The organism is Spirillospora sp. NPDC049024, from assembly GCF_040649235.1.
In the GTDB taxonomy this organism is placed as follows: Bacteria; Actinomycetota; Actinomycetes; order Streptosporangiales; family Streptosporangiaceae; genus Spirillospora.
Window position 1 is genome coordinate 1 of the sequence record NZ_JBEZFD010000021.1, and the last position, 24,524, is coordinate 24,524.

The window sequence follows — 24,524 nt, forward strand, 5'->3', positions numbered from 1 at the left end:
ATCTGCTTGAGCCGTGTGCCGTGACGAATGGCACGCACGGTTCTGAGGGGGCGGGGACGCAGTAATGCGTCCCCGCTACCCGACCAAGCAGTACATGCAGTATGAATCAGGGGCCGCCGTGATCAAGGTTTATCACGGCCAATCGCTTCCGGTGCCGGTGCAGACCTACGAGTATGCGCGTTCTCTCTTGTTGGCCGGAGCGGGGGCCGAGAACATCGAGGGCGCGTTGGAGATTCGGCTCAAGCGGCAGGAGATCCTGAGCAAGGCCCAGCCGCCGCGAGTGTGGATCTTGGTCGACGAGGCGGTTCTGGACCGCCGCGTCGGCGGCGTGGACGTCATGCGCGACCAACTCCGCCGATTGCTTGAGCTGGGAGAACTGCCCCACATCATTATCCGTGTCGTTCCGCTGTCCGCTGGAGCGCATCCGGGGTTCGACGGACCGTTCCAGATCCTCACCGTCGGTTCCAGGGACATCGCCTACGCGGGGGCGCAGATCGGTGGACGGCTGATCGAGGCCGGTGACGAGGTCCGCACCCTCGGGGTACGGTTCGATGAGATCGGCTCTGAGGCACTGTCCCGGTCCGATTCGCGGTCCCTGATAGAGCGGAAGCTGAAGGATCTGCCTTGACGAAGTGGCGGAAGAGTTCGTACAGCGGCGGCGTCAATGATGAAGCCTGCGTTGAGTTGGCGAGATTGGGGCACAGCCTCGGCGTGCGCGATTCCAAGGATCCGGAGGGGCCACATCTGGACCTCAACCCCCAAGCCTTCGGTGCTCTGCTGGCGCGGATCCGGCGTGGGGAGCTGGACCGCTTGTGACCGAATGGCGAAAGAGTTCTCGGAGCGGTGGAGTCAACGACAACGCGTGTGTTGAGCTGGCCAGGCTCGACGATCGCGTTGGGATGCGGGATTCCAAGAATTGATTCGATGGCCGCCTAGAGTTCACTGTTCCGGAGTTCGCTGTGCTGCTCTCCCGGATCCGGCGGGGAGAGTTGGATCTTTAGGGGACCGGTGGCTCAGGTGTGCCAGTGGCCTACCAACTCTGCGTAGGTCTGGCTGCGGGTCAGGAGGGTCTCGTGGGTGCCGAGGGTGGGGACGGGGCCGTCCATCAGCAGGACCTGGTGGGCTCGTTCGGCGGAGGTTATGCGGTGGGCTATGACGATCAGGGTGCCGCCGCGGGCTGCCAGGGCCTGTTCGGCGCGGGCCTCGGTCGACGGGTCCAGGTGGCTGGTGGCCTCGTCCAGGACGATGACCGCGGCCGGGGACAGGTAGGCGCGGGCCAGGGTGATGAGTTGGCGTTCCCCCTGGGAGAGGCCGCCCCCGCCGGGTGGGATGTCGGCCTCGTATCCGCCTAGGCGCCGGACTGTGTCACCGAGGCCTACGGCGGCTACGGCTTCGTCCAGGGCTGGGGTGGAGGCCTCTGGGCTCAGGTAGGTCAGGTTTTCGCGGAGGGTGCCGGCGAAGACGTAGCTCTCCTGCGGGATCAGCGTGATCGAGGCGCGCAGGTGGGACGGGTCCAGGCGGGGGAGGGGGACCTTGCCCAGGGTGATCTTGCCTTTCTGGGGTTCCAGGATGCCGGTGAGCAGGTTCGCCAGGGTGGACTTGCCGGCGCCACTGGGGCCGACCACGGCCAGGTGGGTGCCCTCGGGGACGTGCAGCGACAGGTCCTCTACCACCGGGGCGGCGTGCGGGGAGTAGGCGAAGGTCACGTGGTCGGCTTCGATGCCGGACGACTCGGCCGTCGCGGTGCCGGAGGGCGGGGCCTTGGGGACGGCGCAGACCTCGGCCAGGCGGCCCAGGACCACCGCGAGGCTGAGCAGGAGAGTGCCGCCCGCGTCCACGAGGACGGTGATGCCCGGCTGGAGTCCCGTCACCAGGTAGCCCGCACCGCCTGCGATCTGCCCGGCGGTGAGCCCGTGGTGCGCGGTCAGGTAGGGCGACAGGACGAGCAGGGAGAGCAGGGGCAGGTGCACCCCGAGCGCCAGGACGGGGAGCCGGACCCAGCGGGTGCGCGCGTAGGCGCGCAGGGCTTCGGCCTGTGCGTCCACGACCTCGCCCACCGCGGCGGCGGCGCGGTCCTCGGCGGCGCAGGCGGTGACGTCGCGGACGCCGTGGACGACGGTCGCGGCGGCCTCCCCGATCCGTTCGGCCTGGCGGATGACCGCCCGGTAGCGGCGGATCTGCATGCCGACGAACGCCGCGTACACCGCGAGGGCCAGCCCCACCGACAGGCAGATGACGAGGGCCAGCGGCGGGGACAGCAGGGCCAGGCCCACGAGCGCGGCGGCGCCGGCGGACAGGAGCTGGCGGACGTTGCGCAGCGCGGTCCCGACCAGCGCCCGGACGGCCTCGGCCTGCTCGGTGACCTGGGAGACGCCCGCGCCGGCGGCGTCCGGGGTCCGGTCGGCCATCCGGCGGAGGGCCGCCGCGACGACCTCGATGACCAGGGAGTCGCGCAGCGGCTCGACGGTCGCGGCGAGCCACGGGTAGACCCGCCCGGTCGCGAACGCGCCGACCGCGTACAGGGCCGCGAGGACGGCCAGCCAGCCGAGCCCGGTCAGGGTGCGGCCCGCGAGGAACCCGTGGTCGACGGCGCGGGCGAGGAGCAGCCCGGACGCGAACATGGGGAGGGACTCCACGGCCGACCAGGCGGCGAGGCGTCGTACCGCGGGCCACTGGCCGCGCAGGTGGCGGTGCAGGAGGCGCGCGGCGGGCGGGGCCGTCATGGAGCCGCTCCGGTGGAGAAGACGGCGCGGTAGTCCGGGTCGGCCCACAGTTCCGCGTGGGGGGCGAGCGCTCGGACGCGGCCGGCGTCCAGCCAGGCGACGAGGTCGGCGCGGGCGGCGGTCGCGGGGCGGCGCGCCACCACGAGGCTGGTCCGCCCGGCGAGGATCTGCCGGAGCGCCTGGGTCACCTTCATCTCCGTCGCGGTGTCGAGGCTGCTGGTGGCGTCGTCGAGGAGGACGATCCGGGCGTCGGCGAGCGCGGCGCGGGCCAGGCCGAGCCGCTGCAGTTCGCCTCCGGACAGGGGCACGCGGTCGAGGGGCGTGTCGTATCCGTTGGGGAGGGCCCGGATGAAGGCGTCGGCGACGGCGTCGCGGGCGGCGCGGTGCACCTCGGCGCGGGTCGCGCCGGGGCGGGCGTAGGCGATCGTCTCGCGCACGGTCGCGCCGAGCAGGGCGGGGCGTTCGAAGGCGTAGGCGACGGCGCGCCGCAGCTCCGCGAGCGGGACGGCGGTGACGGGGACGCCGTCGAGTTCGACGACCCCCTCGTCGGGGTCGAGGAGCCGCCCGACGGTCGACATCAGCACGCTCTTGCCCGTCCCGGACGTGCCGACCACCGCGAGCGTCGTGCCGGGCGGCACGTCGAGGTCGAGTCCGTCGAGGACGGCGCGGCCGCCGAGCCGGACGGTGACGCCGCGCAGCCGCAGCCGGCCCGGCCCGTCCGGCAGCCGCACCGGTCGTTCGGGGTGCCGCACCGCCGGGACGGCCGTCAGGATCTCGTTGATCCGCCCCGCGCCGACCTGGCAGTTGAGCAGTGCCACGACCGTGTCGAACACCGACGCCGCCGCGACGGCCAGGGCGGCGTAGGACAGGGCGCCCACGAGCTGACCGGTGGTGATGTCACCGGTGGCCAGGCGGACGCCCGCGACGCCGACCACCAGGACCTGGGTGAGCGGGGCCAGCAGCGCGAGCCGGCGGCTGACGATGCCCTGCACGGCCCACGTCTCCCGGCCCGCCCGGCCGAGGCCGGGAAGCGGCGCGAGGATGCGGCGCGCCTCGGCGGCGGCGGTGCCGCTCGCCCGGATCGTCCGGATCCCCTGCCGGGCGTCGAGCAGCCGCGTCGCGATCGCCGCCTGGCAGGCCTGGTAGCGGGCGAACGGCTCGGTGGCCCGGACGACGAACACCCGCAGCGCGACCAGCAGCGGCGGCACCCCGGCCGCGAACGCGGCGGCGAGCCACCAGTCGATCAGGGCCAGGCCGACCAGCGCGCCGGCGGTCGTGGCCAGCGCGGCGGCGGCCGACAGCAGCAGGACGGGGAACGCAGCCGGACCCGACGCGGACTCGGTGAGCCGGGACAGCACGTCCCCGGCGGGGAAGCGCCGGCGCCCCTCCGGCCCGAGGGCCAGCACGTGCCGCAGCAGCCGGTGCCGGAGCCAGGCGGTGATGTCGCTGCCGCAGTAGGAGCCGAGCACGTCCTCGCCGGTGGTGGCGATCGCCGCCGCGGCCAGGACGAGCGCGAGCCATGCCGCGGAGGCGCCGACGTCCTGCTGGGCGCGGGCGGCATCGACCGCCCGGGCGAGCATGACGGGCGTCGCCAGCGTCGCGGCGACGCGGACGACGGTGAGGAGGACCAGCACGCCCATCGCCGGCCGGAAGCGGGCCGTCGCGGTGCGCAGCAGCCGCCTGCCTCCGGCGCGCAGCGCCGCGGAGTCGCCCGATGTGCCGGTGAGGGCCATGCGCCACGACTCCGTTCGCTTCCGGGGGATGTCTTCTACACTCGTAAGTGGGTCCGGTCACGGACCGGCTCGTGGCCGGTCCGTGACCGGGGTTCTGCGGGCCGGGGTTCATTCAGGGGTCCCGGGTTCCGCATGGGCTGCGCTGATCAGGCGCAGGAGATGCCGATGCAGATCGTGTTGAGCAGCGTCAGCAGGCCGACACACGCGCAGGTGCCGCCGAGCTGGATGCCGTCGATCTCCACGGGGTCGGTCTCGGGCAGCTCCTGCAGAGCGGCCACGAGGTCGCCGTCGAACGTGTTCATGCGTTTCACCTCCCTTCCTTGTCGAGGGCCAAGGCCCGCCCCGCCGTGAGGCAGAAGCGGACCACCGCTTCACGCAGGACCGGGGACCAGGCCTGGACGACCTCGTGGTGGTCGCCGGCGGTCTCCAGGTAGTCGAAGTCGACTCCTTCGGTCCTGCCGAGTTCGAGGAGGCGGCGGCGCAGCGCCCTGGACTGCTCGACCGGGACGGCCTCGTCCCGGACGCCGTGCGCCACCAGCAGCGGCGCCGTCAGCGACTCGCACGCCCGCAGGACGTCGCGCCCGGCGTCCTGCTCGTCGCGAGCGTCGAGGCGGCTGAGCCGCGACACGCGTTCCCTGACCGCGCCGCTTGCGGTGCGGTGCAGGCCGGCCGCCGAGGTGAACGGCGCGAGCGCGACGCAACCCGACCACAGGTCCGGCCGGCGGCAGGCCGCGAGCAGGGCCAGGAAGGCGCCGTAGCTGCCGCCGAGCACGACGGGGAGCGGCAGCGCGGTGCCGCGGCCCTCCACGAGCGCGTCCGCGATGTGGACGACGTCGTCGAGGTCGGGGCCGCCCCAGTCGCCGATGACCGGCCGCAGGTGCGCGTCGCCGTAGCCGGTGCTGCCCCGGTAGTTGGGGGCCACGACGGCGGCGCCCGCGGCGGCCAGGTACTGGAAGAGCGGCTCGAACTCGTACCGCCACGCCGACAGCGGGCCGCCGTGCAGGGCCAGCACCAGCCGGGGCCGGGCGCGCCAGCCGGGACCGCCGTAGACGATCGCCTCGATGGGCCCCGCCGGTCCGGAGAGCTCGACGAGTTCCGCGCCCCGCCAGGCCGCCGCGCCGTCGGAGGGATGCGCGGCCAGGTCCCAGCCGGAGGGCGCGGGACGCCGCACCGTCGCGAGGGTCGGCGGCTGGTGCGGGGCCGAGAACCGGACGTGGACCCGGCCGTCGCCGCCCCAGTGCGCGGGCGGCCAGAGCATGCCCGGCGGGCCGGGGACCGGGGTGATCCGGTCGTCCCCGGCGGAGTAGACGGCGAGGCGCGCGGCGGCGCCGGCGATCTCCCGGACGAGCAGCCGCTCGCCGGAGGCGTCGAAGGCCAGCGGGGTCCGGTACGCGGCCGACCGGTTGAGGTTCTCGGGGAACCGGACGGGGCCGCCGCCGGGCAGGCGCAGCCCGATCTGCGGCGCGCCCCGCTGCTGGGCGCCCGGCGTGGTGGTGGTCACCGCGAGGACCCCCGAGCGGGGGCTGTAGGCCGCTATCCGGTCGCTGGTGGTGTCGGACACCGACCAGAAGCGCTGCCAGGTGCGTTCGCGCAGGTCGACCAGGATCCCCTCGGTGCGGTGCCCGGCGCCGTCGTGGTCGAGGGCGAGGGTGCGGCCCTCGTCGGCCCAGACGCCGCCCGACAGCACGCCGGGGATCCGCAGCACCGGCTCCAGCGCGGGGGACGAGGGCGACACCCGCCAGATGCGCGAGTGCCGTTCGTCCTCGACGGCCACGAGCAGCGCGGTCTGCGCCTGCCCCGGAGAGGCCAGCAGGAACCCGGCGAGCATCTCCGGCACCGGCCACGACCGGACGGCCTTCAGCCCGGCGGGGGTCGGCTCGGCGGCGACGAGGGTCCCGTGCCCGGCGGGCTCGCCGTGGTCGCCGACGGCGGGCCGCACGACCAGCACGCGGCCGTCGTTCAGCGGCAGCGCCCCGCAGCGGCGGTCGATGATCCCGCCGCCCGGGCCGTCCCCGTCCTGGAGGGCGGCGTCGTCGAGCGTCCGCAGGGACGGCCCCGGGTTGACGGCGGGCCACGTCAGGTCCCAGCGCTCCAGGACGACGCTGTCCTGCGCGGACCGCAGGCAGGTGGCCCAGCGGCCGTCGGCCGAGAAGGCGAAGCCGAACCGGCTCGGCACGGGCGGAAGGTCCGGCAGGGCCCCGGTCATGACGCCCGCCCGGCGGTCGTCGGCTCGGGGGCCGCGGAGCCGGCGGCCTCGTCGGCCGTCCACTGGCGCGGCGTGCCGTGCTGGAGGCGCACCAGGAAGCCGAGGACGCCGCTGAGTCCGTCCCCCCAGGTGATCGAGACGTTGCCCTGCTCGTCGGGGAACACCGTCCGCCCGCCGCGATGCGCCCGGTTGGCCAGGACCATGCGGGCGAGCCGCCACGCGTCCTCCCGGAAGCGCTCGTCGCCGGTGAGGGCGGCCAGGTCGAGCAGGAAGTCGCCGTTGCCGGACAGGCCGTGGCACTGCCCGAGCGTCGCGCGCCAGCGGTTGTCCATCACCGCGCGGGCGGACAGTTCGGCGGCCCGGCGGAAGCGCCGCTCCCCGGTGGCCCGGCCGAGGCGGCCGAGGAAGCCGCCGATGCCGGCCGAGCCGTGGCACCAGTACGGCGCGGTGGCGATGTCCCCCGAGTTCGCCGGCCACATCGCCGACCGCCCTGTGTCGATCATGGTGTCGAGCAGCGTCTCCCCGACGCCGGCCGCGAGCGCCCGGTGGGCGTCGCCCCCGACCGACCCGGCGCAGGCGAGCAGGAAGGCGCCGACGCCCGCGACGCCGTGCGCGAATCCGTAGTAGCGCCGTCCGGCCAGCTTGGACTCGATCTCGGCGGGCGTGCTCCAGTCGAGCCCGCCGTCCCGCTCCTCGACGGTCGCGGCGAGGGCGTCGGCGGCAGCGACCGCCCGCTCGGCGAACCGCGCCCGCCCCGTCCGGGCCCACATGTGCAGGGCCGCGAAGCCGAGACCGGCCGTCCCGTGCGTCACGTCCGGGCTGGGGACCGCCTCCGGCAGCCGCTCCGCGACGGCGAGCGCCCCGTCGACCAGCTCTCCGTCGTCCAGGGCCAGGCCGGCGTCCAGCACCGCCCACGCGGCTCCCGCCGTGCCGAAGTACAGCCCGGGGGGCCGGTCGCCGTCCCTGTCCAGCCGCCGCAGGACCCAGTGGCCCGCGTCGCTGATCGCCTCGGCCAGGCGCGGGTCGGCGCCGACCTCGTAGCACCGGGTCAGCGCGCCCAGCGCGCCCGCGGCGCCGTGCTGGAGGCTGCAGGGGTCGGGGGCGCCGTGGACGCACGAGGCGGGCCACAGCGTCTCGGCCGACTCCGGGGTCATGGTGGCGATGAGCTGGTCGACGATCCCGGCGATGGACAGCCTGCACTGCCCCTGCAGCGACGGGGTGCGGACGGTGCGCGGCGCGCCGCCGCGCCGGCCCGCCGGAACGCCACCGGCCTCGCGGCCTTCGCCTTCGCGCTCCGGGGCCATCCTGGCCAGCTCCTCCCTCGCCCTCGGCGGCCCCCAGCGGTGGCCGGGCCGGTCGGCCATCAGGCCGAGCAGGAGCGGGACGAGCCCGTCGGGCAGGTCGAGGTCCAGCGTGCGGGCGGCCAGCCATTCCGCCAGGCGCTCGTTCAGGGACCTGGCCGGGGGGCTCTCCTCCAGGAGGTAGGGGGGTCCGCCGGTGAGGACGTGGCAGAGCGTCGCGCCCAGGGCGAAGCAGTCGGCCGACCGGGCCGGCGCGGCGCCGTCCATCTGCTCCGGCGCGCTGTAGCCGGGGGTGCCCACCCGCATCCCTTCGCGCTCGGTGTCGTCCCGGGTGAGGGCCAGCTCCAGGTCGATCATCACCGGGGCGCCGTCGGGGCGGACGATGATGTTGCTCGGGTTGAAGTCGCGCACGATGAGCCCGGCGCGGTGCGCGTTCGCCATCAGCTCGGCCAGGCGCCGGCCCATCTCCAGGGCCGGGGCGAGGTGGGGGCCCCATCCCGCGTCGCCGATCAGGTCCGCGATCCACTGCCGCAGCGAGATGCCCGGGATCATCTCCTGCGCCAGGAAGAGGTGGCCGCTCTGGGTGAAGAGCTCGACCGGGCGCGGCGCGAAGCCCAGGGTCTCGACCGCCCTGAGCACGCGGTCCTCCGTGCGCAGCCGGTCGCGGGTGTCCCTGCCCCTCGCGTCGACGTCCACGTGCGGGCGCGCCTCCTTGATGACGACCGCCTCGCCGGTCTCGTTGTCCGTCGCCCGGTACACGCCGCCCTTGTTGGTGTGGCGGATCGCCTCGTGGACGGTGAACCGCGATCCGATCAGAACGCCTTTCCGGTTCTCCGCGCCATTCCCGACGGCTGTGCTATTTCGGTTGTTTTCGGTCCCGCCGGTCGTGTCCGCGCCGTTCTCGCTCGCCGTCGGCGGAACGTCCTGGGGGAATGGGCAGACGGCCCACGGAGGCGGCGCGTAGGTGGCGCCGCGGCGGTCTTCAACGGGATTGCCGTCGGGGTCGAGAATGACCCAGGCGTAGAACCCGTCGTTGGTGATCCGCCGCACCTCGACGAAGGCTCCATAGCGGTAGTGGACGAGGCTTCCCGGCCCGTAAGGGCGGTCGGAGAGGATGCGCGGGCCGGGCAGGCCGGCGGTCGCCACGTGCAGTTCCGCCGCGAGCCGGACGGCCTCGTCGTCGTCCACCGGGTAGACGGTGATGAACTTTCCGGAATGGCCGCGCGAGGTGTTGCGGGCGTTCAGGGCGGCGACCAGGTCGCGGGTGGCGGCGAACTTGAAGAGGGAGCGGCCCGCCAGCAGCACCGGCAGCGAGCGGGCGAGCACCTGCTCGGCCGACGCCGGCGTGGCGGAGACGTGCAGCTTCCAGCCCTGCTGGGGGCACTCGACGTTCCGCGGGCGCACCTGCGCCCACATGCCGCTGCGCACCGTCGTCCACCGGACCGGACCGGCCGCGGCGGCGAGCGCCCGGTCGAGGACGTCGAGCAGGCGGGTGTCGCCGTCGTCCGCGGCGGACGCCCCGGACAGGACACTGAAATGGAAGTCCGCCATCTCCGCTCGTCCTCTCTCTTCCGCTCGACCGTCAAGGTCGCCGGCGCTTGCTATGGAACGTGTCGGCTTTTGTGATCAAAAGCCGGGAAAAGCAATGGGATGTAACTTTCGTCGAGCAGGGACACGGTAACCACGAATCATCCGGAAACGCTAGAGCGCGAGTTCTGTCCGGCATCCACTTGATCGGTAGAAAAGACTTACCTGACGGGAAATATGTCATGTGACGCGTGTGCAGAGAGTGACGATCTTTTCCGGCGTCGTTCCCGCAATGGGGGGAAATGTCGAGTTTGCCATCACCCGGAAACGATGATCGCTTTTTCTCGCCGGGTTGCGGTCCGGTTTCCGGACACCTCATGGCCGATGACTGCCACACGGGCCGCTGGCGACCCGCGGTGCGGTTGTGCTAACGCCCCGTCGCGCACGAAAAGGGCGGCCGCGCTCTCGCCTGCGGTTCCGGCCGCTCAGGCGCCGGCGGCGGCCGCGTCCACGGCGCCCGGGGAGAGGATGTTGTCCAGCACCATGGCGGCGCAGCCGGCCAGGCCCGCGCCCTCGCCCAGGCGGCTCGGCTCGATCCGCAGGTCCCGGGTCGCCAGCGCCGTGGAGCGCCGGTAGACGATCTCCCGCAGGCCGGCGATCAGCGGCTCGTCGGCGCCCGCGAGGTCGCCGCCGAGGACGACGACCGCGGGGTTGAGCAGGTTGACGGCGGTGGCCACGACCTCGCCGATGCGGCGGCCGGCGTCGCGGAGCAGGGCGACGGTCGCGGGGTCGCCGGCCCGGGCGAGGGCCGCCAGGGCGGGCAGGTCGTCGGCGGGGGAGCGGGCCAGCAGCGCGGTTCCTCCCGCGACGGCCTCGACGCAGTTCACGTTGCCGCAGCGGCAGGGCGCCTCACCGGGGAACGGGACGGGGACGTGCCCGATCTCCCCGGCCGCGCCGAGCGCGCCGCGCTGGATGCGGCCGCCCGCGATGATGCCCGCGCCGATCCCGGTCGAGACCTTGACGAACAGCAGGTCGCCGACGCCCGGATGGGCCTGGTGCTCGCCGAGGGCGGCGGCGTTGACCTCGTTGTCGAGGTAGGCGGGGACGCCGAAGCGCTCGGCGACCGGCGCGCCGATCTCGACCGCGTCCCAGCGCCCCGCGACGTGCTCGACGGCGTCGGGGACGCCGAGGCCGACGCCGCGGACGGTCGACGGGTCGGTGCCGGACGCGTCGAGGAGCGACGCCCACTGGTCGAACAGTCGCGGAAGCGTCTTGCCCGGGGTCGTCTCCGCCGGGGGCCCGTCGGCGCGGGCCAGGACCGTGCCGGCGAGGTCGCACACGGCGAGCTGGCCGCGGGACTGGCCGAGGTTCGCGACCAGGACGGCGCCGCCCGCGGCGTTGAACTCCAGCCGCGCCGGGGGGCGCCCGCCGGTGGACGGCCCGTCGGCGCGCTCGACCACCAGCCCGCGCGAGATCAGCGCCGCGACGCGGGACGCCACGGCGGGACGGGACAGCCCGGTGAGGCGGCCCAGCTCGGCGCGGGTCGCGACGCCGTCCTCGCGGATCAGGCGCAGCATGTCGCCGCCGGAGGCCGGACGGGTGACGGGGCGGGGCATCCGGCCAGTCAAGCAGCCGGGGCTTCGGTACGTCCAGTTGGGAGAACTTCCAGACTTTTGTCATCTGAAGTTCATAAGTCCTGTTGAACGGGTGACCTATGTCTCGCTACCTTGGTGATCCAGCGATCCCCCCTGGGCTTGGAGCTTCTGATGGCTGTGCATCCCGTGCTGGCGGCAGTGACCCGGCGCGTCGTCGAGCGGAGCGCCGGATCCCGCGGCGCCTACCTGGACCGGATCCGGGCCGCCCGGTCGGACGGCCCGGTGCGCGGCGGGATGGGGTGCGCGAACCTCGCGCACGGCTTCGCGGCCTGCGGCGTCCAGGACAAGCTGTGGCTGCGCGGCGACGTGACGCCCAACATCGCGATCGTGTCGGCGTACAACGACATGCTGTCCGCGCACCAGCCGCTCCAGGACTACCCGGACATCCTGAAGGCGGCGATCCGCGCGGGGGGCGGGACGGCGCAGTTCGCCGGCGGCGTCCCCGCCATGTGCGACGGCATCACCCAGGGCCGCGCCGGCATGGAGCTGTCGCTGTTCAGCCGGGACGTGGTGGCGATGGCGACGGCCGTGGCGCTGTCGCACGACATGTTCGACGGCGCGCTGCTGCTCGGCGTCTGCGACAAGATCGTCCCGGGGCTGGTGATCGGGGCGCTGTCGTTCGGGCACCTGCCGGTGCTCCTGGTGCCCGCCGGGCCGATGGCGTCGGGGCTGCCGAACGGCGAGAAGGCGAAGGTCCGCAAGCGGTTCGCGGCGGGGGAGATCGGCCGCGAGCAGCTGCTCGCCGCCGAGGCCGCGTCCTACCACTCGCCCGGCACCTGCACCTTCTACGGGACGGCCAACTCCAACCAGCTGCTCATGGAGGTCATGGGGCTGCACCTGCCGGGGGCCAGCTTCGTCCCGCCCGGGACGAAGCTGCGCGAGGCCCTGACCGAGGCGGCCGGCAGGCGCGTCCTCAAGCTCACCGACCTCGGCGACGGCTACACCCCGATCGGGGAGCTGCTCGACGAGCGCGCGTTCGTCAACGGGGTCGTGGCGCTGCTCGCGACCGGCGGCTCCACCAATCACACGCTGCACCTGGTGGCGATGGCCGCCGCGGCGGGCATCGAGCTGACCTGGGACGACTTCGACGAGCTGTCCAAGGTCACGCCGCTGCTCACCCGCCTCTACCCCAACGGGACCGCCGACGTGAACCACTTCCACGCGGCGGGCGGCACCGCGTTCCTCATCGGCGAGCTGATCGACGCGGGGCTCCTGCACGAGGACGCGCGGACGGTCGGGGGCGACACCCTCGCGGCGTACCGGAACGTTCCCGAGCTCGTCGGCGGCAAGGTCGAATGGCGCGCGGCGGTCGGGGAGTCCGGCGACACCGAGGTGCTGCGCCCGGTCGCCGAGCCGTTCGACTCGCACGGCGGCCTGCACACGGTGCGCGGCAACCTGGGGCGGGCGGTCGTCAAGGTGTCGGCGGTCCGGCCGGAGCACCGCGCCATCGAGGCCCCAGCCCGCGTGTTCGACTCGCAGGAGGCCCTCCAGGAGGCGTTCGCCGCCGGTGAGCTGGACCGGGACGTGGTGGCGGTCGTCCGCAACCAGGGCCCGCGCGCCAACGGGATGCCGGAACTGCACCGGCTCACCCCGCCGCTGTCGGTGCTCCAGGACCGGGGGCACCGCGTCGCGCTGGTGACGGACGGTCGCATGTCGGGCGCCTCAGGGGCGGTGCCCGCCGCGATCCACGTGTCGCCGGAGGCCGCGGCGGGCGGGCCGCTCGCCCGCGTCCGCGACGGCGACGTCGTCCGGCTCGACGCGGACGCCGGGGTGCTGGAGGTCCTCGTCCCCGACGAGGAGTTCGCCGCCCGCGAGGCCGCCGCGGGGCCGCCCGACCAGACCTACGGCACGGGACGGGAGCTGTTCCAGGTGTTCCGCCAGGCCGTGGGCCCGGCCGAGCGCGGGGCCGGGGTGCTCTCATGACGAGCGGAGCGAGGCGGGGGGTGTGGGGGGTCGTCCCCCCACAGGGAACACAGCGTGGGACTTGGCTCGTCGCGGACGTGGGCGGGACGAACGCCCGGTTCGCGCTGGTGGACGGCCCGGACGGCGTCCCGGCCGAGGTCAGGTCGCTGCCGACCCGCGACCATCCGGGCCTGGCGGAGGCCGCGGCCGCCTACCTCGACATGGTCGGCGTGCGTCCGGCGGCCGCGTGCCTGGCGGTGGCGGGGCCCGTCACGAACGGCACCTTCCACCTCACCAACGCGGGCTGGCCCAAGGGCAGCCCGGAGGCGGTGCGCGCCCACCTCGGCCTGGCGCACCTGGAGGTCATCAACGACTTCGAGGCGCTCGCCCTGGCCCTGCCGCGCCTCGGCGAGGACGACCTGGTCCCCGTCGGGGCGGGAACCGCGGACACCGGCGCGCCGCTGGCCGTGGTCGGGCCGGGCACGGGCCTCGGCGTCGCCGGGCTCGTTCCGACGCCGTCGGGCTGGGTGCCGCTGCCGGGTGAGGGCGGCCAGGTCGACGTCCCGGCCGCCACCGACCGGGAGACGGCGGTGGCGCGGCTGCTGCGCGCCGAGAAGGGCGCGGCCACCGCGGAGTTCCTGCTGTCGGGGGCGGGTCTCGCCCGCCTCCGCCGCTACCTCGCCGCGATCGACGGCGCGCCGGCGCGCGACCTGACCCCGCGGCAGATCAGCGAGGACCTGGACGACCCGCTGAACCGCGAGGCCGCGGAGATGTTCTGCGCGCTGCTGGGGTCGCTCGCGGGCAACGTCGCCCTCACGCTCGGCGCCCGGGGCGGCGTCTTCCTCGGCGGGGGCATCCTGCCGCGGATCGCGGACGTGCTGCGGGGCAGCGCGTTCCGTGCCCGTTTCGAGGGGAAGCCCCCCGTCGAGGACTACATGCGCGCCATCCCGACCTCGCTCATCGTCCATCCCGGCCCGGCCCTGGTCGGCGCCGCCGTCCGGCTCGCGCAGAGCCTGCCCCACCTGGAGCCCGCATGATCGCTGAAGACCTGTTCGACCTCGCGCCCGTCATCCCCGTCGTGGTGCTGGACGACGAGGAGGCCGCCGTCCCGCTGGCCCGCGCCCTGGTCGAGGGCGGCCTGCCGGTGATCGAGGTGACGCTGCGCACGCCGTCCGCGCTGGCGGCGATCACGCGGATCGCCGCCGAGGTCCCGGACGCGGTGGTGGGGGCGGGGACGGTCGTGCGCCCCGAGGACGCCGAGCGCTCGGCCGCCGCCGGGGCGCGGTTCCTGGTCAGCCCCGGCTGCACGTCCCGCCTCCAGGCGGCGATGGTCGCGACCGGGCTGCCGTTCCTGCCGGGCGTCGCGACCGCCTCCGAGGCGATCGCGCTGCTGGAGGGCGGGATCACGGCGATGAAGTTCTTCCCGGCCGAGGCGGCGGGCGGCGCCGCCTACCTGAAGGCGCTCGGCGGGCCGCTGCCGCAGATCCGGTTCTGCCCGACGGGAGGGGTCGGCCTGCGGAACGCCGCCGACTACCTCGCGCTCGGGAACGTCGGATGCGTCGGCGGCTCCTGGCTCACCCCCGCGGACGCCGTCCGCGACGGCGACTGGGACCGCGTCCGCAAGCTCGCCTCCGAGGCGGCGGCCCTCCGCTCGCGGTGATGTCACATCGGGCGCCGGGCATCACGTCTCCCGGGTATGGACACGAAATCGACGCTTGAGACTCTGAGGAAGCAGCGCACCGTCCTGCTGACGAGCTACCGCAGGGACGGGACGCCGGTCGGGACGCCCGTGAGCGTCGTCGTCCGCGGCGACCGCGCCTACTTCCGCACCTACGACAAGGCGTTCAAGGCGAAGCGGCTGGCGCGCAACCCGGAGGTGGAGATCGCGCCGAGCACCCTCCGGGGCGAGGCCACCGGTCCGGCGGCGCACGGCCGCGTCCGCCTGCTCACCGAGGAGGAGGCGCGGCCGATCCGCAGGCTGCTGGCCCGCAAGCACCCGCTCCTGCAGGGCTTCGCGGTGCCGCTGGCCCACAGGCTGAAGCGGTACCGGACGCTCCACTACGAACTCACGCTCGACGAGGGCTGACCGCGCGGTGCGGGCACGGCCCGGCGGCGAGCCCCTGGCCGCCGCCGGTGGGGACGAGGTCCATCCGCAGCCGCCCGCAGGCGCAGCGCGTCCACGTGACGACGCCGTCGCTGGTGATGTGCCGGGACACGAGAGTGGTGTGTTCGCTCATGCCAGCAGTCTGCGACCGTTCCAACGTTGCCGTCTATTTCAGATTTCCTCAGGGAATCGTGCAAGATGGTTGCATGATCGACCTGCGCAGGCTGCACATGCTGAGGCTCGTCCACCAGTACGGGACGGTCACGTCCGCGGCGGAGGCGATGCACCTGACGCCGTCGGCGGTCTCCCACCAGCTCCGCGAGCTGGCGCGGGAGCTGAAGGTCCCGCTGCTGGAGCCGCAGGGCCGCAAGGTGCGGCTCACCCCGGCCGCGCACCTGCTGATCGGGCACGCCGACGGCCTCCTCGCCCGGTGGGAGGAGGCCCTCGCCGACCTGGCGTCGCACCGCGCCGGTGAGGTCGGGCCGCTGCGGATGTGCGGGTTCACCACGGCGGTCTCCGGGCTCGTCGCGCCCGCCGCCGGCGCCCTGCTGCGGGAGGACCCGGATCTCGCGATCGAGGTCCGCGAGTGCGACACCGACGAGGCCGTCGGGCTGCTCGCCGCGGGGGAGACCGACATCGCGGTGATCGAGCCGACGCCCGGCGCGCCGCCGTCCGGCGATCCGCGCTTCGACCGGGAACCGCTCCTGGAGGAGGCGCTCGACCTCATCGTCCCGGCGGGGCACCCGCTCGCGCTCCGCGACGGCGTCCGGCTGGAGGACGCGGCGGGCGAGCCGTGGATCAGCGTCCACGGCTGCGTCCACCACCAGCAGGTCATGGCCTACTGCGCCGCGGCCGGGTTCACGCCGCGGATCGCGCACAACGCGACGACCTGGTCGGTCATCTGGGCGCTGGTCGCCAACGGGCTGGGGGTGTCCCTCGTGCCGCGGCTGGCCGGCGATCCGGCGGGCTCGCAGGTCGTGCGGGTGCCGCTGGCCGGGGACGGCGTCCCGAAGCGGCGCGTGCTGACCTGCGTGCGCCGCGGCAGCCGCTCCCACCCCCTGATCGCGCGCGCCCTGCACGCCCTCCACGAAGCCGTCCCCGCCCCCTGCGCCCTGGCGGCCGCCTGACCCCTGAGTCACTCGGCGGCGATCGCCTCCAGGACGTCCATCCGCGCGGCGCGGCGGGCAGGCCAGACGGCGGCGGCGACGCCGATGACCGCGGCCGCTCCGACGCACGTCGCCAGCCGCGCGTAGGGGACGGCGAGCACCTCCATGCCGCTGTCACCGCCGGCGAGCGCGTGCTGCAGGGCGATCCCGAGCAGGGCTCCCGTGCCGACGCCGAGCACCGCGCCGAAGAGGGAGACGACGACCGCCTCGTAGCGGATCATCCGGCGGAGCCGGCGGCGCTGCATGCCGAGGGCGCGGAGCGTGCCGATCTCGCGCGTCCGCTGCGTCACCGCCAGGGCGAGCGTGTTGACGATGCCGAGCGCCGCGATCAGGACCGACAGCACCAGCAGGCCGAGGACGAGCCGGAGGAACAGGTCGATCCCCCCGGCGGCGTCGTGCTTGACCTGCGCGCGGTCCTTGAGTTCCAGGTTGGGCCATGGGGCGAGCGCCCGCTCCAGAGCGGCGCGGTCCGCCGTCCCGACGTTGATCTCGATGCGGTCGACGGGGGCCTGCGGGTCGTGCTTCCGGTAGCCGGCCCAATCGACGATCAGGGCGGGTGCGGTGGGGGTGAGGGCAGGGCGGTCCGCGTAGACGCCCGCGACGCGGAACGTCCGCTTCGTCCCGTCCTGGTATTGGCCTTCGATCGTCGTGCCGGCCTTCCACCCGTGCGCCCGGGCGAGGGTGCTGCCGACGAGCAGCTCGTCCCTGCGCAGCCCGGAGGACCCTTCCCGGAGCGGGAGCCGGAAGTGGCTCAGCAGCTCTCCGGGCGATCCGGCCGCGCCGGCCGGGACGGAACCGGCCAGCCTGAGCCGGGCCGTGCGGATCGTGACGGCCGTCCGCACGCCGGGCACCGCCGCCACGGCGCGGGCCGCGCCCCCCGGCACCGGCGTGACCTCGCTCCGGCCCTCGACCTGGTAGTCGGCGGTGAGGCTCGCGTCGAGCCGCCGGTCCACCGAGGCCGCCATCGACTGGACGACCACCGACACCGCCGCGATCAGCGCCAGCCCGATCGTCAGCGCGGACGCCGTCGCGGCGGTCTGCCGGGGCTCGCGCAGGGCGTTCCGGCCGCCCATCCGCCCCGTGCCGCCGCCCCACCGCGCGAACGGCCACGCCAGGACGCGGACCGCGGGACGGCTCAGCGCCGGCGAGACCGCGACCACCCCGGTGAGGACGGCCATGGCGCCCGCCCCGGTCAGCGTGAGCGCGGTGTCCCCGGCCGCCGCGAAGCCGCCCGCGATCAGTCCCGCGCCCGCCGCGCACAGGGCCGCGCCGCCGAGCGCCCGCCGCCGCAGCGGGCGGGTCCCGTCCGTTGCCGCCTCGCGCAGGGCGGCGACGGGCGGGATCCTGGACGCGCGCCGCGCCGGGACGAGCGCGGCCGCGAGCGTCACCAGCGTCCCCACCGCGTAGGACGTGATGACCGCGGACGCGGGCAGCGCCAAGGGCCCGAACGGCAGCTCCTCACCGCCGGTGAGGGCCGCCAGGAGCCGGGCGAGCCCCGCCGCGACGCCCGCGCCCGCGGCGAGGCCCAGCGTGGAGCCCGCGAGCCCGACCCCGGCCGCCTCGCCGAGCACCGCCCCGGTCACCTGGCCGCGCGACGCGCCGACCGCCCGCAGCAGCGCCAGCTCCCTGACCCGGCCGCTCACCAGCATCGCGAAGGTGTTGAAGATGACGAAGGAGCCGACGAAGACCGCGATCGCGGCGAAGACCAGGAGGAACGTCCGCATCGCGGTGAGGATCGGCTTGACGGCCCCGGCCTGCTCGGCGACGGCCTTCCGCCCGGTGACCGCCTCGACCCCGGGTGGGAGGGCCGCCGCCACCGCGTTCCGGAGCCGCTCCTGCGAGACCCCGGCCTCGGCGTGCACCGCGATCCGCGCGTACGTCCCCGGCCGCTCGGACAGCAGCCGCTCCGCCGTTCCGGGCGCGAACGCCGTCATCGAGACCGCGCCGCCGAGCCCGGAGTCGCCGACCTCGAACAGGCCCGCCAGCCGGAACGTCCGGGTGCCGGAGAGCAGCGCCACCGTGACGCGGTCGCCGAGCCGGTAGCGGGCCTCGCGGGCGGTCGCGACGTCGACCGCGACCTCGTCCGGCGCCGCCGGGGGCCTCCCGGAGACGAGGCGGGGCAGGGACAGGTCCCGGTCGCCGTCCCACGCGACTCCGGTCTGCGGTTCGCCGCCCGCAATCCTGCCCCGCCGGTCCACGACGGCGGCGAAGCCGCTGACGACCCCGTGCGCCTTCTCGACGCCGTCCACGCGCCGAACGGGCACCAGCAGCGACGCCGGAACCGGACGCTGCGGCGCCTGCTCGCCCGGTCCCGGCTCGAACGCCCGCCGCGAACGGACGATCACGTCCGTCCCGCCGCCGAGGTCGGCGAAGGCGCGGTCGAACGAGCGGTCCAGCGTCGCGGAGAAGACCAGCGTCCCCGCGACGAACGCGACGCCGGCGACCACCGCGGCCGTCGACGGCAGCAGCCGGGCCCGGTGTGCGACGAGGCCCCGCAACACGAGCCTGGTGAGCCGGGGTGCGTGGGGGAGCCGCCGTCCGCGGAGAACGCCTCTGACCGTCATGCGGCCGATTCCAGCCGGGCGGGCAGTCCCGGCGGGAGCGCGGATCGTCGCGTCCGGGCCATGCGAAAGGCCCGCAGGACGCGACTTTCGTAGGGGTGGCGGGCCGGGCGGGGGTGCGTACCGTATGGGCATGAGCGCAGCGGACCGCGGGGAGCGGGAGGACGGCCGCCCGCGGCGGGGACGGGTCCGCCTGCCCTCACCGCCTCCCGTCCTGGCGCGGCTCCTGCCGCCCGGACGGCGCCGCGACCGCGTCGCGGACACGGTGGCGGTGCTGGCCGGGGCGGCGCTCTGCGTGAGCGTCGCCACGAACCCGGCGGGGATCGTCCGCCCGTACGGCGGCGCGTCGGCCGCGCTGCTCATGGCGCCCGCCGCCGCGCTGATCCTCCGGCGGCGCCTGCCGATGACCGTCGCCTGGCTCACCGCCGGATTCGCCGGCCTGGTGTGGGTCGTGGAGCTGATCGCCCCCGGCGCGCTGCTGAGGGTGGACGCCGACCACGCGCTCGCCCCCGTGCCCTGGTGGCCGCCGACCGCGCCGCTCGCCGCCTACGCGGTGATGGCGTTCCCCCGCGACGCGGCCCGCCCCGCCTGGCTCCGCGCCCTGCCGGTCGCCGCGATGCTCGTTCCGATCGTCCGCCTCCAGGACGTCCTGCCCGAGGCGTCCCTGCGCTCGATACCCGCGCAGGACACCGGGAGCGTCGAGGGGATCGTCTTCCGCAGCGTCGCCGTCGTGGTCGGCGGGGCGCTCCTCGGCCTGTACGCCGCCGCGCGGCGCCGCGTCCTGCAGGGCCTGACCGAGCGGGCGGAGCGGGCCGAGCGGGAACGGCACCTGCTGGCCGAGCGCGCCCGCGCCGAGGAGCGCGCCCGCCTCGCCGCCGAGATGCACGACGTCGTCGCGCACCGGGTGACGCTGATGGTGCTGCAGGCGGGGGCGCTGCGCGTCCGGGCGCGGGACGAGCCGACCCGCGCGGCCGCCGAGGAGCTGCGCGGCACCGGGTGCCAGGCCCTGGAGGAGCTGCGCGACGTGATCGGCCTGCTGCGGCGCGACCCCGGGGAGGCGCCCGTCCCCTCGTCCGCGCCGCTGCCCGACCTGTCCGAGCTGGTCGCCGACTCGGCGGCGGTCGGCGTCCCCGTCGAGCTGGCCGAGCACGGCGACCCGCCGTCCGCCTCGCCCGCCGTCGGGCGCACCGCGTACCGGATCGTCCAGGAGGCGCTGACGAACGCCCGCAAGCACGCGCCGGGCGCCGCCGTCCGGGTGGACGTCCGCTACCGGACGGACGGCGTGACCCTGACCGTCCGCAACGCCGCCCCGTCCCGCGAACCGGACGCCGAGCTGGCCGCCAGCGGATCCGGGACGGGCCTGGCGGGGCTCCGCGAGCGCGTCGAGCTGCTCGGCGGGACGTTCGCGGCCGGGCCCCACCTGGGCGGGTTCCGCGTCGAGGCGTCCCTTCCCGCCTACCTCCCCCTCGCCGGGCCCGTCCCGTGATCACGGTGCTGCTGGTCGACGACGAGCCGATGGTGTGCGCGCACCTGCGCACGATCCTCGGCGCGGCGGACGACGTCCGGGTGGTGGGGGAGGCGCGCGACGGGGCGGCGGGCGTCGAGGCCGTCGTCCGGTACCGGCCGCATGTCGTGCTCATGGACCTGCGGATGCCGGGCGTGGACGGCCTCGCCGCGATCGAGCGGATCGCCGCGCTGCGCTCGCCGCCGGTGGTCGTCGCGCTGACCACGTTCGACGCCGACGAGTACGTCATCCGGGCGCTGCGGGCGGGCGCGGCGGGGTTCCTGCTGAAGTCGACGCCGCCCGAGGACCTCGTGAAGCTCGTCCGGGTCGCCGCCGACGGGCACACGGTCATGTCGGCCGCCGCGACGATGCGGCTGCTCGGCACGGCCGACGCCCGCGCGTCCGGCCGCGACCGGACGCGCGCCCTCGTCGGCGGGCTCACCGGGCGGGAGACGCAGGTGCTGGCCTGCCTCGGCGAGGGCCTGTCCAACGCGCAGATCGCGGGACGCCTCCACCTCAGCGAGGCCACCGTCAAGGGCCACGTCTCCCGGCTGCTGGACAAGCTCGGGTGCGCCAACCGCACCCAGGCCGGCCTCCTGGCCCGGGACGCCGGCCTGGGCTGAGCCGTCCCGGGTCAGGAGCCCGGGGCGTGGCGGCGGGATCGGCGGATGCCGAAGGCCAGCAGGACCGCGCGGAGGATCCAGACGGCCAGGGCGATCTGCAGGGCGACGAGGAGGCCCGTGCCCGGCCCGGCGGTGAAGGCGAGCACCAGGAACACCGCGAACACGACCGGGAACGCCGGGAAGAGCGGCCCGGGCCGGTGGCGGCGGGCCATGTGGTGCTGGCGGCGGGCCATATGCCGCTGATGGCGGTGCCAGGCGGGGTGCCCCGGGCCGCCGAACATGACCGCCATGCCCGGCTCCCACGCGTGCCCGGGCTCCCAGGGCGTCTCCTTCCGGGGGTCGGGCAGCCCCGTCGGGGACGGCAGGTCCCGGACGATGGCGCGCAGGTCGCCGCGCGTTCTGGCGCTCAGCACGGCCTCCAGCCGCTCGTCGAGCTCGGCGCGGTCGAGCCTGCCCTCGGCGAAGTGGTCGTGCAGGGCGACCATGACGGCGTCCCGCTCGGCGTCGCCGATGCGGAGCGCGTCGTGCATGGCCGTCTCGTCGTGCCGGGCCATGATCACTCCTCGGTGTCGTCGGCCGTCGGCCCCGGGTCGCCGAGGTCGTCGGCCAGTATGCGGTACAGGCTGCGCCGGGTCTCCGACAGGACGTCCTTGGCCTGGGCGACCTGCTCCGGCGAGCCGGAGTGGACGATCTGCATCACCGCGGCGCCCGTCTGCGCGGCCTGCTTGAACAGCTCGGGGACGCCCTCGCCGAACTCGGGCGTCATCTCCGCCCACGGCTCGGCGAGCCGGTCGGCGTTCTCCTCGACGTGGGCGCGGCCCTCGTCGGTGAGGTGGAAGGTGCGCCGGCCGCCGGCCTCGTCGCCGACGATCAGCCCCTCGTCCGCGAGCTGCTGCAGCGCCGGGTAGACCGCGCCGGGGCTCGGCTTCCAGGCCCCGTCGCTGCGCTCGTTGATCTCCTGGATGATCTGGTAGCCGTTGCGCGGCTCCTCGGCCAGCAGCACGAGGATCGCCGCCCGGACGTTCCCCTTGCGCGCCTTGGCGCCCCGGCCCCACGGCCCGCCGCGCCCGCGCGCCCACGGCGGGCGCGGACCGGGCCCGTGCCCGAACCCGCCGGGCGGGCCGAAGGGGCCCGGCCCGCCGCCGAACAGGGCGCCGAAGTTCGGGAAGTCACCGCGGCCCCAGGGACCGCGACCGTGCATGTGCCCCATGTTCTGCACCACCTTCTGAGAGCTCTCTCTGACCTCTCGCGATACGACAACGATATATCGAAGACGTACGGATCGGCCAGATGGTTCCCCGATTTCCGGCACGATCCGGCGAGTGCGCCGGAACCGGCCGGAGCCGCTCTCCGAATGCCGGACGCGGGGCCGTCTGAGGCGGCGCGTGTTTGGGTACCACCGTGGCGAGGGGACGATGGGCACACAGGAAGCGGTCGCCGCGCAGGACGCGGCCTTCACCCCGGGCGTCACGGGTACCAGGCTCCGCGCCAGGAACGAGCTCGTGCTCGGCCTGGCGCTTTTCGCGCTCTACGCGCTGGTGGCGATGCTTCCCGAGCAGGCGCGGGCGACAGCGGCCCGCGGGCACGGGGAGTCGCTGTACGCCCTGGAGCGCGCCCTCCACCTCGACGTGGAGCCGACCCTCAACGGTTGGCTGGCGGGTCAGCCGGTCCTGCGGGCCCTGGCCAACTACGAGTACGCCATCACCTACGTCGCCAGCGCGCTCGCCCTGCTGGTGTGGCTGTTCCTGCGCCACCCCGAGCGGTACCGCACGGCCCGCAACGCCTTCGTCATGCTCAACCTCGCCGGCCTCGCGTGCTTCGCGCTCTACCCCGTCATGCCGCCCAGGCTGATGCACCCCGACCTCGGCTTCGTCGACACCGTCGCCAACGGCCGCACCTGGGGGTCGTGGGGGTCCCCGCTGGTCAAGTACGCCGACGAGTTCGCCGCCGTCCCGTCCCTGCACATGGCCTGGACGCTGTGGGTCGGCGTCGAACTCGCGCGGGTGAAGGCCAAGCGCTGGGTGCAGGGGCTGAACACCGTGCACATCCTGGTCACCCTCTACGTCATCCTGGCGACCGCGAACCACTACCTGCTGGACGCCGTGGCGGCGATCCCGTTCGTCGTCGTGCCCGTCTACCTCGCCGAGCGCCGTGCGGCCCCGCCCGCGGGGCGCGTCCAGGGCCCGGACGCGTTCTTCCTCGCGGTGGAGACGCCCGAGGCGCCCCAGCAGGCCGGCGGCGTCATCATGCTCGACACCTCGCGGGCCGGCGTCGGCCGCGCCGACCTCGTCCGGGTGATCGAGGAGCGCCTCGACGGGCTGCCGCGCTTCCGGCAGCGGCTCGTCCGGCGGGGCCGCTGGCGCCGTCCCTTCTGGCGCGACCAGGACCGGGTCGACTGGGAGTGGCACGTCGCCGAGAAGCAGGTCGACGGCATGGACGGGCTGCGCGCCGAGGTGGCCCGGCTCCAGTCCGAGATGCTGCCGCTGGACCGCCCGCCCTGGCGGATGGTCGTGCTCAAGGGCGCCGAGCCCGGCCGCACGGCGGTCGCCTACATGATGCATCACGTGGTCGCCGACGGCGTCGGCATCGTGGCGCAGGCCGTCCACCTGATGGAGCCGCCGCCAGAGCCGGTCGCCGCGCCTCCCCGGGCGCCGTTCCGCAAGGCGCTCGCCACCGTGGTCGGGCTCGGCCAGCTCGCCACCGCCGTCGGCCGGCCTGAGCCGCTGCCCGCCTCCGGGACCAGCGAGCGCCGGTTCGGCACCATGGTCCTGCCGCTCGGCATGGTGCGGGACGTGGCCCGCCGCTACGGCACCCGGGTCACCGACGTCGTGCTGTGCGCGGTCGCGGGCGCCCTGAACCGCAGCGTCAGCGAGGAGGCCGGCCGGCCCGGCACGTGCCGCGTCGCGGTCCCGCTGATGATGCGGCCGCCGGGCAGCGCGATGGTGGGCAACCACACCACCGCCGTGATGGTGGACCTGCCGATCGGGAAGATGACCGAGACCGAGCGGCTCGCCCTGATCGCCGAGCGCGGCCGGGTGCTGCGCTCCGGGACGCGGGCCCAGGCGGCGTGGTTCGTGATGTGGCAGGCCGGACGGCTGATGCCGCCCCCGCTGCACGCCCGCTTCGCGCGCATGTCCTACAGCGGCCGGTTCCTGCAGGGCACCGTTTCCAGCCTTCCCGGGCCCGACACGCAGCTGCGGCTGTGCGGCGCCCCGATCACCGCCGTGTACCCGATCGTCCCGCTCGCCCCCGGCACGCCCCTGGCGATCGCCGGGCTCGGCGTCAACGGCGAGCTGTGCTTCGGCCTCTCGGTCGACCCGGGCCTGGCGGAGGACGCCGACGCCCTGATGGACGCCGTCCACGACGTCATCGAGGAGCTCCGGGAAGGCCCCGCCTGATCACATGTCCGGCCTGATCACATGTCCGGCCTGATCACATGTCCGGCCTGATCACGCGCCCCGCCTGATCACGCGCCCGGCCTGATCACACGTCCCGCCTGCTCACAAGCCGGGCGGGCCT

The 24,524-nt window shown here is 75.0% G+C and carries 21 protein-coding genes; 11 read left to right on the forward strand and 10 right to left on the reverse strand.

The genetic code is table 11. The annotated features are described in order from the left end of the window. The first annotated feature begins 64 nt into the window (after positions 1 to 64). From AB0C21_RS31920 to AB0C21_RS31930, 3 genes are read left to right on the forward strand one after another with little or no spacing between them, the layout of a single operon-like run. Complete coding sequence (locus AB0C21_RS31920) at positions 65 to 628, forward strand: DUF5753 domain-containing protein (RefSeq protein WP_500209230.1); 564 nt, start codon at positions 65 to 67, stop codon at positions 626 to 628. Beyond that, positions 625 to 816, forward strand: a complete 192-nt coding sequence (locus AB0C21_RS31925; RefSeq protein WP_500209232.1) for a DUF397 domain-containing protein — start codon at positions 625 to 627, stop codon at positions 814 to 816. The genes AB0C21_RS31920 and AB0C21_RS31925 overlap by 4 nt, the downstream gene beginning before the upstream one ends. Beyond that, the gene (locus tag AB0C21_RS31930; protein WP_500209233.1) at positions 813 to 920 is read left to right on the forward strand and encodes a DUF397 domain-containing protein; all 108 of its coding nucleotides are present in this window, start codon (positions 813 to 815) and stop codon (positions 918 to 920) included. Before AB0C21_RS31925 ends, AB0C21_RS31930 begins: the two co-directional genes overlap by 4 nt. A 93-nt stretch (positions 921 to 1,013) precedes the next feature. Here the strand turns inward: AB0C21_RS31930 and AB0C21_RS31935 are convergent, their stop codons facing one another. The 6 genes from AB0C21_RS31935 to AB0C21_RS31960 form a co-directional block, all read right to left on the reverse strand. Beyond that, complete coding sequence (locus AB0C21_RS31935) at positions 1,014 to 2,723, reverse strand: ABC transporter ATP-binding protein (protein ID WP_500209234.1); 1,710 nt, start codon at positions 2,721 to 2,723, stop codon at positions 1,014 to 1,016. Next, positions 2,720 to 4,456, reverse strand: coding sequence for an ABC transporter ATP-binding protein (locus AB0C21_RS31940; protein ID WP_500209236.1), 1,737 nt, complete (start codon positions 4,454 to 4,456; stop codon positions 2,720 to 2,722). Before AB0C21_RS31940 ends, AB0C21_RS31935 begins: the two co-directional genes overlap by 4 nt. 146 nt (positions 4,457 to 4,602) lie before the next feature. Continuing rightward, positions 4,603 to 4,758 carry a VenA family class IV lanthipeptide gene (locus AB0C21_RS31945; RefSeq protein ID WP_168221299.1) on the reverse strand — a complete coding sequence of 52 codons (156 nt, stop codon included), beginning with the start codon at positions 4,756 to 4,758 and terminating at the stop codon, positions 4,603 to 4,605. 5 nt (positions 4,759 to 4,763) lie between these two features. Continuing rightward, a complete protein-coding gene (locus tag AB0C21_RS31950) occupies positions 4,764 to 6,662 on the reverse strand; it encodes an alpha/beta hydrolase family protein (protein ID WP_500209238.1) in 1,899 nt (632 codons plus the stop codon). Beyond that, a complete protein-coding gene (gene lanL, locus AB0C21_RS31955) occupies positions 6,659 to 9,514 on the reverse strand; it encodes a class IV lanthionine synthetase LanL (RefSeq protein ID WP_500209239.1) in 2,856 nt (951 codons plus the stop codon). The genes AB0C21_RS31950 and lanL overlap by 4 nt, the downstream gene beginning before the upstream one ends. Positions 9,515 to 9,975: 461 nt before the next feature. After that, a complete protein-coding gene (locus AB0C21_RS31960) occupies positions 9,976 to 11,106 on the reverse strand; it encodes an ROK family transcriptional regulator (RefSeq protein WP_500209240.1) in 1,131 nt (376 codons plus the stop codon). 150 nt (positions 11,107 to 11,256) lie between these two features. On the opposite strand from AB0C21_RS31960, the gene edd reads away from it, so the two are divergent. The 4 genes from edd (at position 11,257) to AB0C21_RS31980 (ending at position 15,133) form a co-directional block, all read left to right on the forward strand. After that, entirely contained in the window at positions 11,257 to 13,068 is a 1,812-nt protein-coding gene (gene edd / locus AB0C21_RS31965; RefSeq protein ID WP_500209241.1) for a phosphogluconate dehydratase, read from the forward strand. Positions 13,069 to 13,145: 77 nt separating this feature from the next. Further along, positions 13,146 to 14,084, forward strand: coding sequence for a glucokinase (gene glk / locus AB0C21_RS31970; protein ID WP_500209243.1), 939 nt, complete (start codon positions 13,146 to 13,148; stop codon positions 14,082 to 14,084). Then, positions 14,081 to 14,707 (forward strand): bifunctional 4-hydroxy-2-oxoglutarate aldolase/2-dehydro-3-deoxy-phosphogluconate aldolase, encoded by a 627-nt coding sequence (gene eda / locus AB0C21_RS31975; protein ID WP_500209245.1) that lies wholly within the window; start codon positions 14,081 to 14,083, stop codon positions 14,705 to 14,707. The genes glk and eda overlap by 4 nt, the downstream gene beginning before the upstream one ends. 36 nt (positions 14,708 to 14,743) lie before the next feature. Next, complete coding sequence (locus tag AB0C21_RS31980; RefSeq protein ID WP_500209246.1) at positions 14,744 to 15,133, forward strand: PPOX class F420-dependent oxidoreductase; 390 nt, start codon at positions 14,744 to 14,746, stop codon at positions 15,131 to 15,133. Here the strand turns inward: AB0C21_RS31980 and AB0C21_RS31985 are convergent. Further along, on the reverse strand, positions 15,114 to 15,284 hold the full coding sequence (locus AB0C21_RS31985; RefSeq protein WP_200842446.1) for a hypothetical protein: 171 nt from the start codon (positions 15,282 to 15,284) through the stop codon (positions 15,114 to 15,116). The genes AB0C21_RS31980 and AB0C21_RS31985 overlap by 20 nt on opposite strands. A 73-nt stretch (positions 15,285 to 15,357) precedes the next feature. On the opposite strand from AB0C21_RS31985, the gene AB0C21_RS31990 reads away from it, so the two are divergent. Then, positions 15,358 to 16,278 (forward strand): LysR family transcriptional regulator, encoded by a 921-nt coding sequence (locus AB0C21_RS31990; RefSeq protein WP_500209248.1) that lies wholly within the window; start codon positions 15,358 to 15,360, stop codon positions 16,276 to 16,278. An 8-nt stretch (positions 16,279 to 16,286) separates the two neighbouring features. On the opposite strand, the gene AB0C21_RS31995 is transcribed toward AB0C21_RS31990, so the two are convergent. Continuing rightward, on the reverse strand, positions 16,287 to 18,881 hold the full coding sequence (locus AB0C21_RS31995; protein ID WP_500209250.1) for an FtsX-like permease family protein: 2,595 nt from the start codon (positions 18,879 to 18,881) through the stop codon (positions 16,287 to 16,289). A gap of 130 nt (positions 18,882 to 19,011) precedes the next feature. Here AB0C21_RS31995 and AB0C21_RS32000 point away from each other — a divergent pair, with 130 nt between their 5' ends. Both AB0C21_RS32000 and AB0C21_RS32005 read left to right on the forward strand, forming a co-directional pair. Continuing rightward, the gene (locus tag AB0C21_RS32000; RefSeq protein ID WP_500209252.1) at positions 19,012 to 20,364 is read left to right on the forward strand and encodes a sensor histidine kinase; all 1,353 of its coding nucleotides are present in this window, start codon (positions 19,012 to 19,014) and stop codon (positions 20,362 to 20,364) included. Further along, complete coding sequence (locus AB0C21_RS32005) at positions 20,361 to 21,005, forward strand: response regulator (protein WP_500209253.1); 645 nt, start codon at positions 20,361 to 20,363, stop codon at positions 21,003 to 21,005. The genes AB0C21_RS32000 and AB0C21_RS32005 overlap by 4 nt, the downstream gene beginning before the upstream one ends. A gap of 11 nt (positions 21,006 to 21,016) precedes the next feature. Here the strand turns inward: AB0C21_RS32005 and AB0C21_RS32010 are convergent, their stop codons facing one another. Together AB0C21_RS32010 and AB0C21_RS32015 are read right to left on the reverse strand one after the other, a co-directional pair. After that, complete coding sequence (locus tag AB0C21_RS32010; protein WP_500209255.1) at positions 21,017 to 21,559, reverse strand: DUF1707 SHOCT-like domain-containing protein; 543 nt, start codon at positions 21,557 to 21,559, stop codon at positions 21,017 to 21,019. Between the two features lie 2 nt (positions 21,560 to 21,561). Further along, a complete protein-coding gene (locus tag AB0C21_RS32015; protein ID WP_353820597.1) occupies positions 21,562 to 22,206 on the reverse strand; it encodes a PadR family transcriptional regulator in 645 nt (214 codons plus the stop codon). Between the two features lie 214 nt (positions 22,207 to 22,420). Between AB0C21_RS32015 and AB0C21_RS32020 the strand changes: the two genes are divergently transcribed. Beyond that, positions 22,421 to 24,403, forward strand: coding sequence for a bifunctional phosphatase PAP2/O-acyltransferase family protein (locus AB0C21_RS32020; protein WP_500209257.1), 1,983 nt, complete (start codon positions 22,421 to 22,423; stop codon positions 24,401 to 24,403). Positions 24,404 to 24,524: the final 121 nt, after the last annotated feature.

What these genes read in the sequence shown, in the direction of transcription:
- AB0C21_RS31920 (WP_500209230.1), top strand. Translation starts at nt 65, where the DNA reads ATGCGTCCCCGCTACCCGACCAAGCAGTACATGCAGTATGAATCAGGG.
- AB0C21_RS31935 (WP_500209234.1), bottom strand. Translation starts at nt 2,723, where the DNA reads ATGACGGCCCCGCCCGCCGCGCGCCTCCTGCACCGCCACCTGCGCGGC.
- AB0C21_RS31940 (WP_500209236.1), bottom strand. Translation starts at nt 4,456, where the DNA reads ATGGCCCTCACCGGCACATCGGGCGACTCCGCGGCGCTGCGCGCCGGA.
- AB0C21_RS31945 (WP_168221299.1), bottom strand. Translation starts at nt 4,758, where the DNA reads ATGAACACGTTCGACGGCGACCTCGTGGCCGCTCTGCAGGAGCTGCCC.
- AB0C21_RS31950 (WP_500209238.1), bottom strand. Translation starts at nt 6,662, where the DNA reads ATGACCGGGGCCCTGCCGGACCTTCCGCCCGTGCCGAGCCGGTTCGGC.
- lanL (WP_500209239.1), bottom strand. Translation starts at nt 9,514, where the DNA reads ATGGCGGACTTCCATTTCAGTGTCCTGTCCGGGGCGTCCGCCGCGGAC.
- AB0C21_RS31960 (WP_500209240.1), bottom strand. Translation starts at nt 11,106, where the DNA reads ATGCCCCGCCCCGTCACCCGTCCGGCCTCCGGCGGCGACATGCTGCGC.
- edd (WP_500209241.1), top strand. Translation starts at nt 11,257, where the DNA reads ATGGCTGTGCATCCCGTGCTGGCGGCAGTGACCCGGCGCGTCGTCGAG.
- eda (WP_500209245.1), top strand. Translation starts at nt 14,081, where the DNA reads ATGATCGCTGAAGACCTGTTCGACCTCGCGCCCGTCATCCCCGTCGTG.
- AB0C21_RS31980 (WP_500209246.1), top strand. Translation starts at nt 14,744, where the DNA reads ATGGACACGAAATCGACGCTTGAGACTCTGAGGAAGCAGCGCACCGTC.
- AB0C21_RS31985 (WP_200842446.1), bottom strand. Translation starts at nt 15,284, where the DNA reads ATGAGCGAACACACCACTCTCGTGTCCCGGCACATCACCAGCGACGGC.
- AB0C21_RS31990 (WP_500209248.1), top strand. Translation starts at nt 15,358, where the DNA reads ATGATCGACCTGCGCAGGCTGCACATGCTGAGGCTCGTCCACCAGTAC.
- AB0C21_RS31995 (WP_500209250.1), bottom strand. Translation starts at nt 18,881, where the DNA reads ATGACGGTCAGAGGCGTTCTCCGCGGACGGCGGCTCCCCCACGCACCC.
- AB0C21_RS32000 (WP_500209252.1), top strand. Translation starts at nt 19,012, where the DNA reads ATGAGCGCAGCGGACCGCGGGGAGCGGGAGGACGGCCGCCCGCGGCGG.
- AB0C21_RS32010 (WP_500209255.1), bottom strand. Translation starts at nt 21,559, where the DNA reads ATGGCCCGGCACGACGAGACGGCCATGCACGACGCGCTCCGCATCGGC.
- AB0C21_RS32015 (WP_353820597.1), bottom strand. Translation starts at nt 22,206, where the DNA reads ATGCACGGTCGCGGTCCCTGGGGCCGCGGTGACTTCCCGAACTTCGGC.
- AB0C21_RS32020 (WP_500209257.1), top strand. Translation starts at nt 22,421, where the DNA reads ATGGGCACACAGGAAGCGGTCGCCGCGCAGGACGCGGCCTTCACCCCG.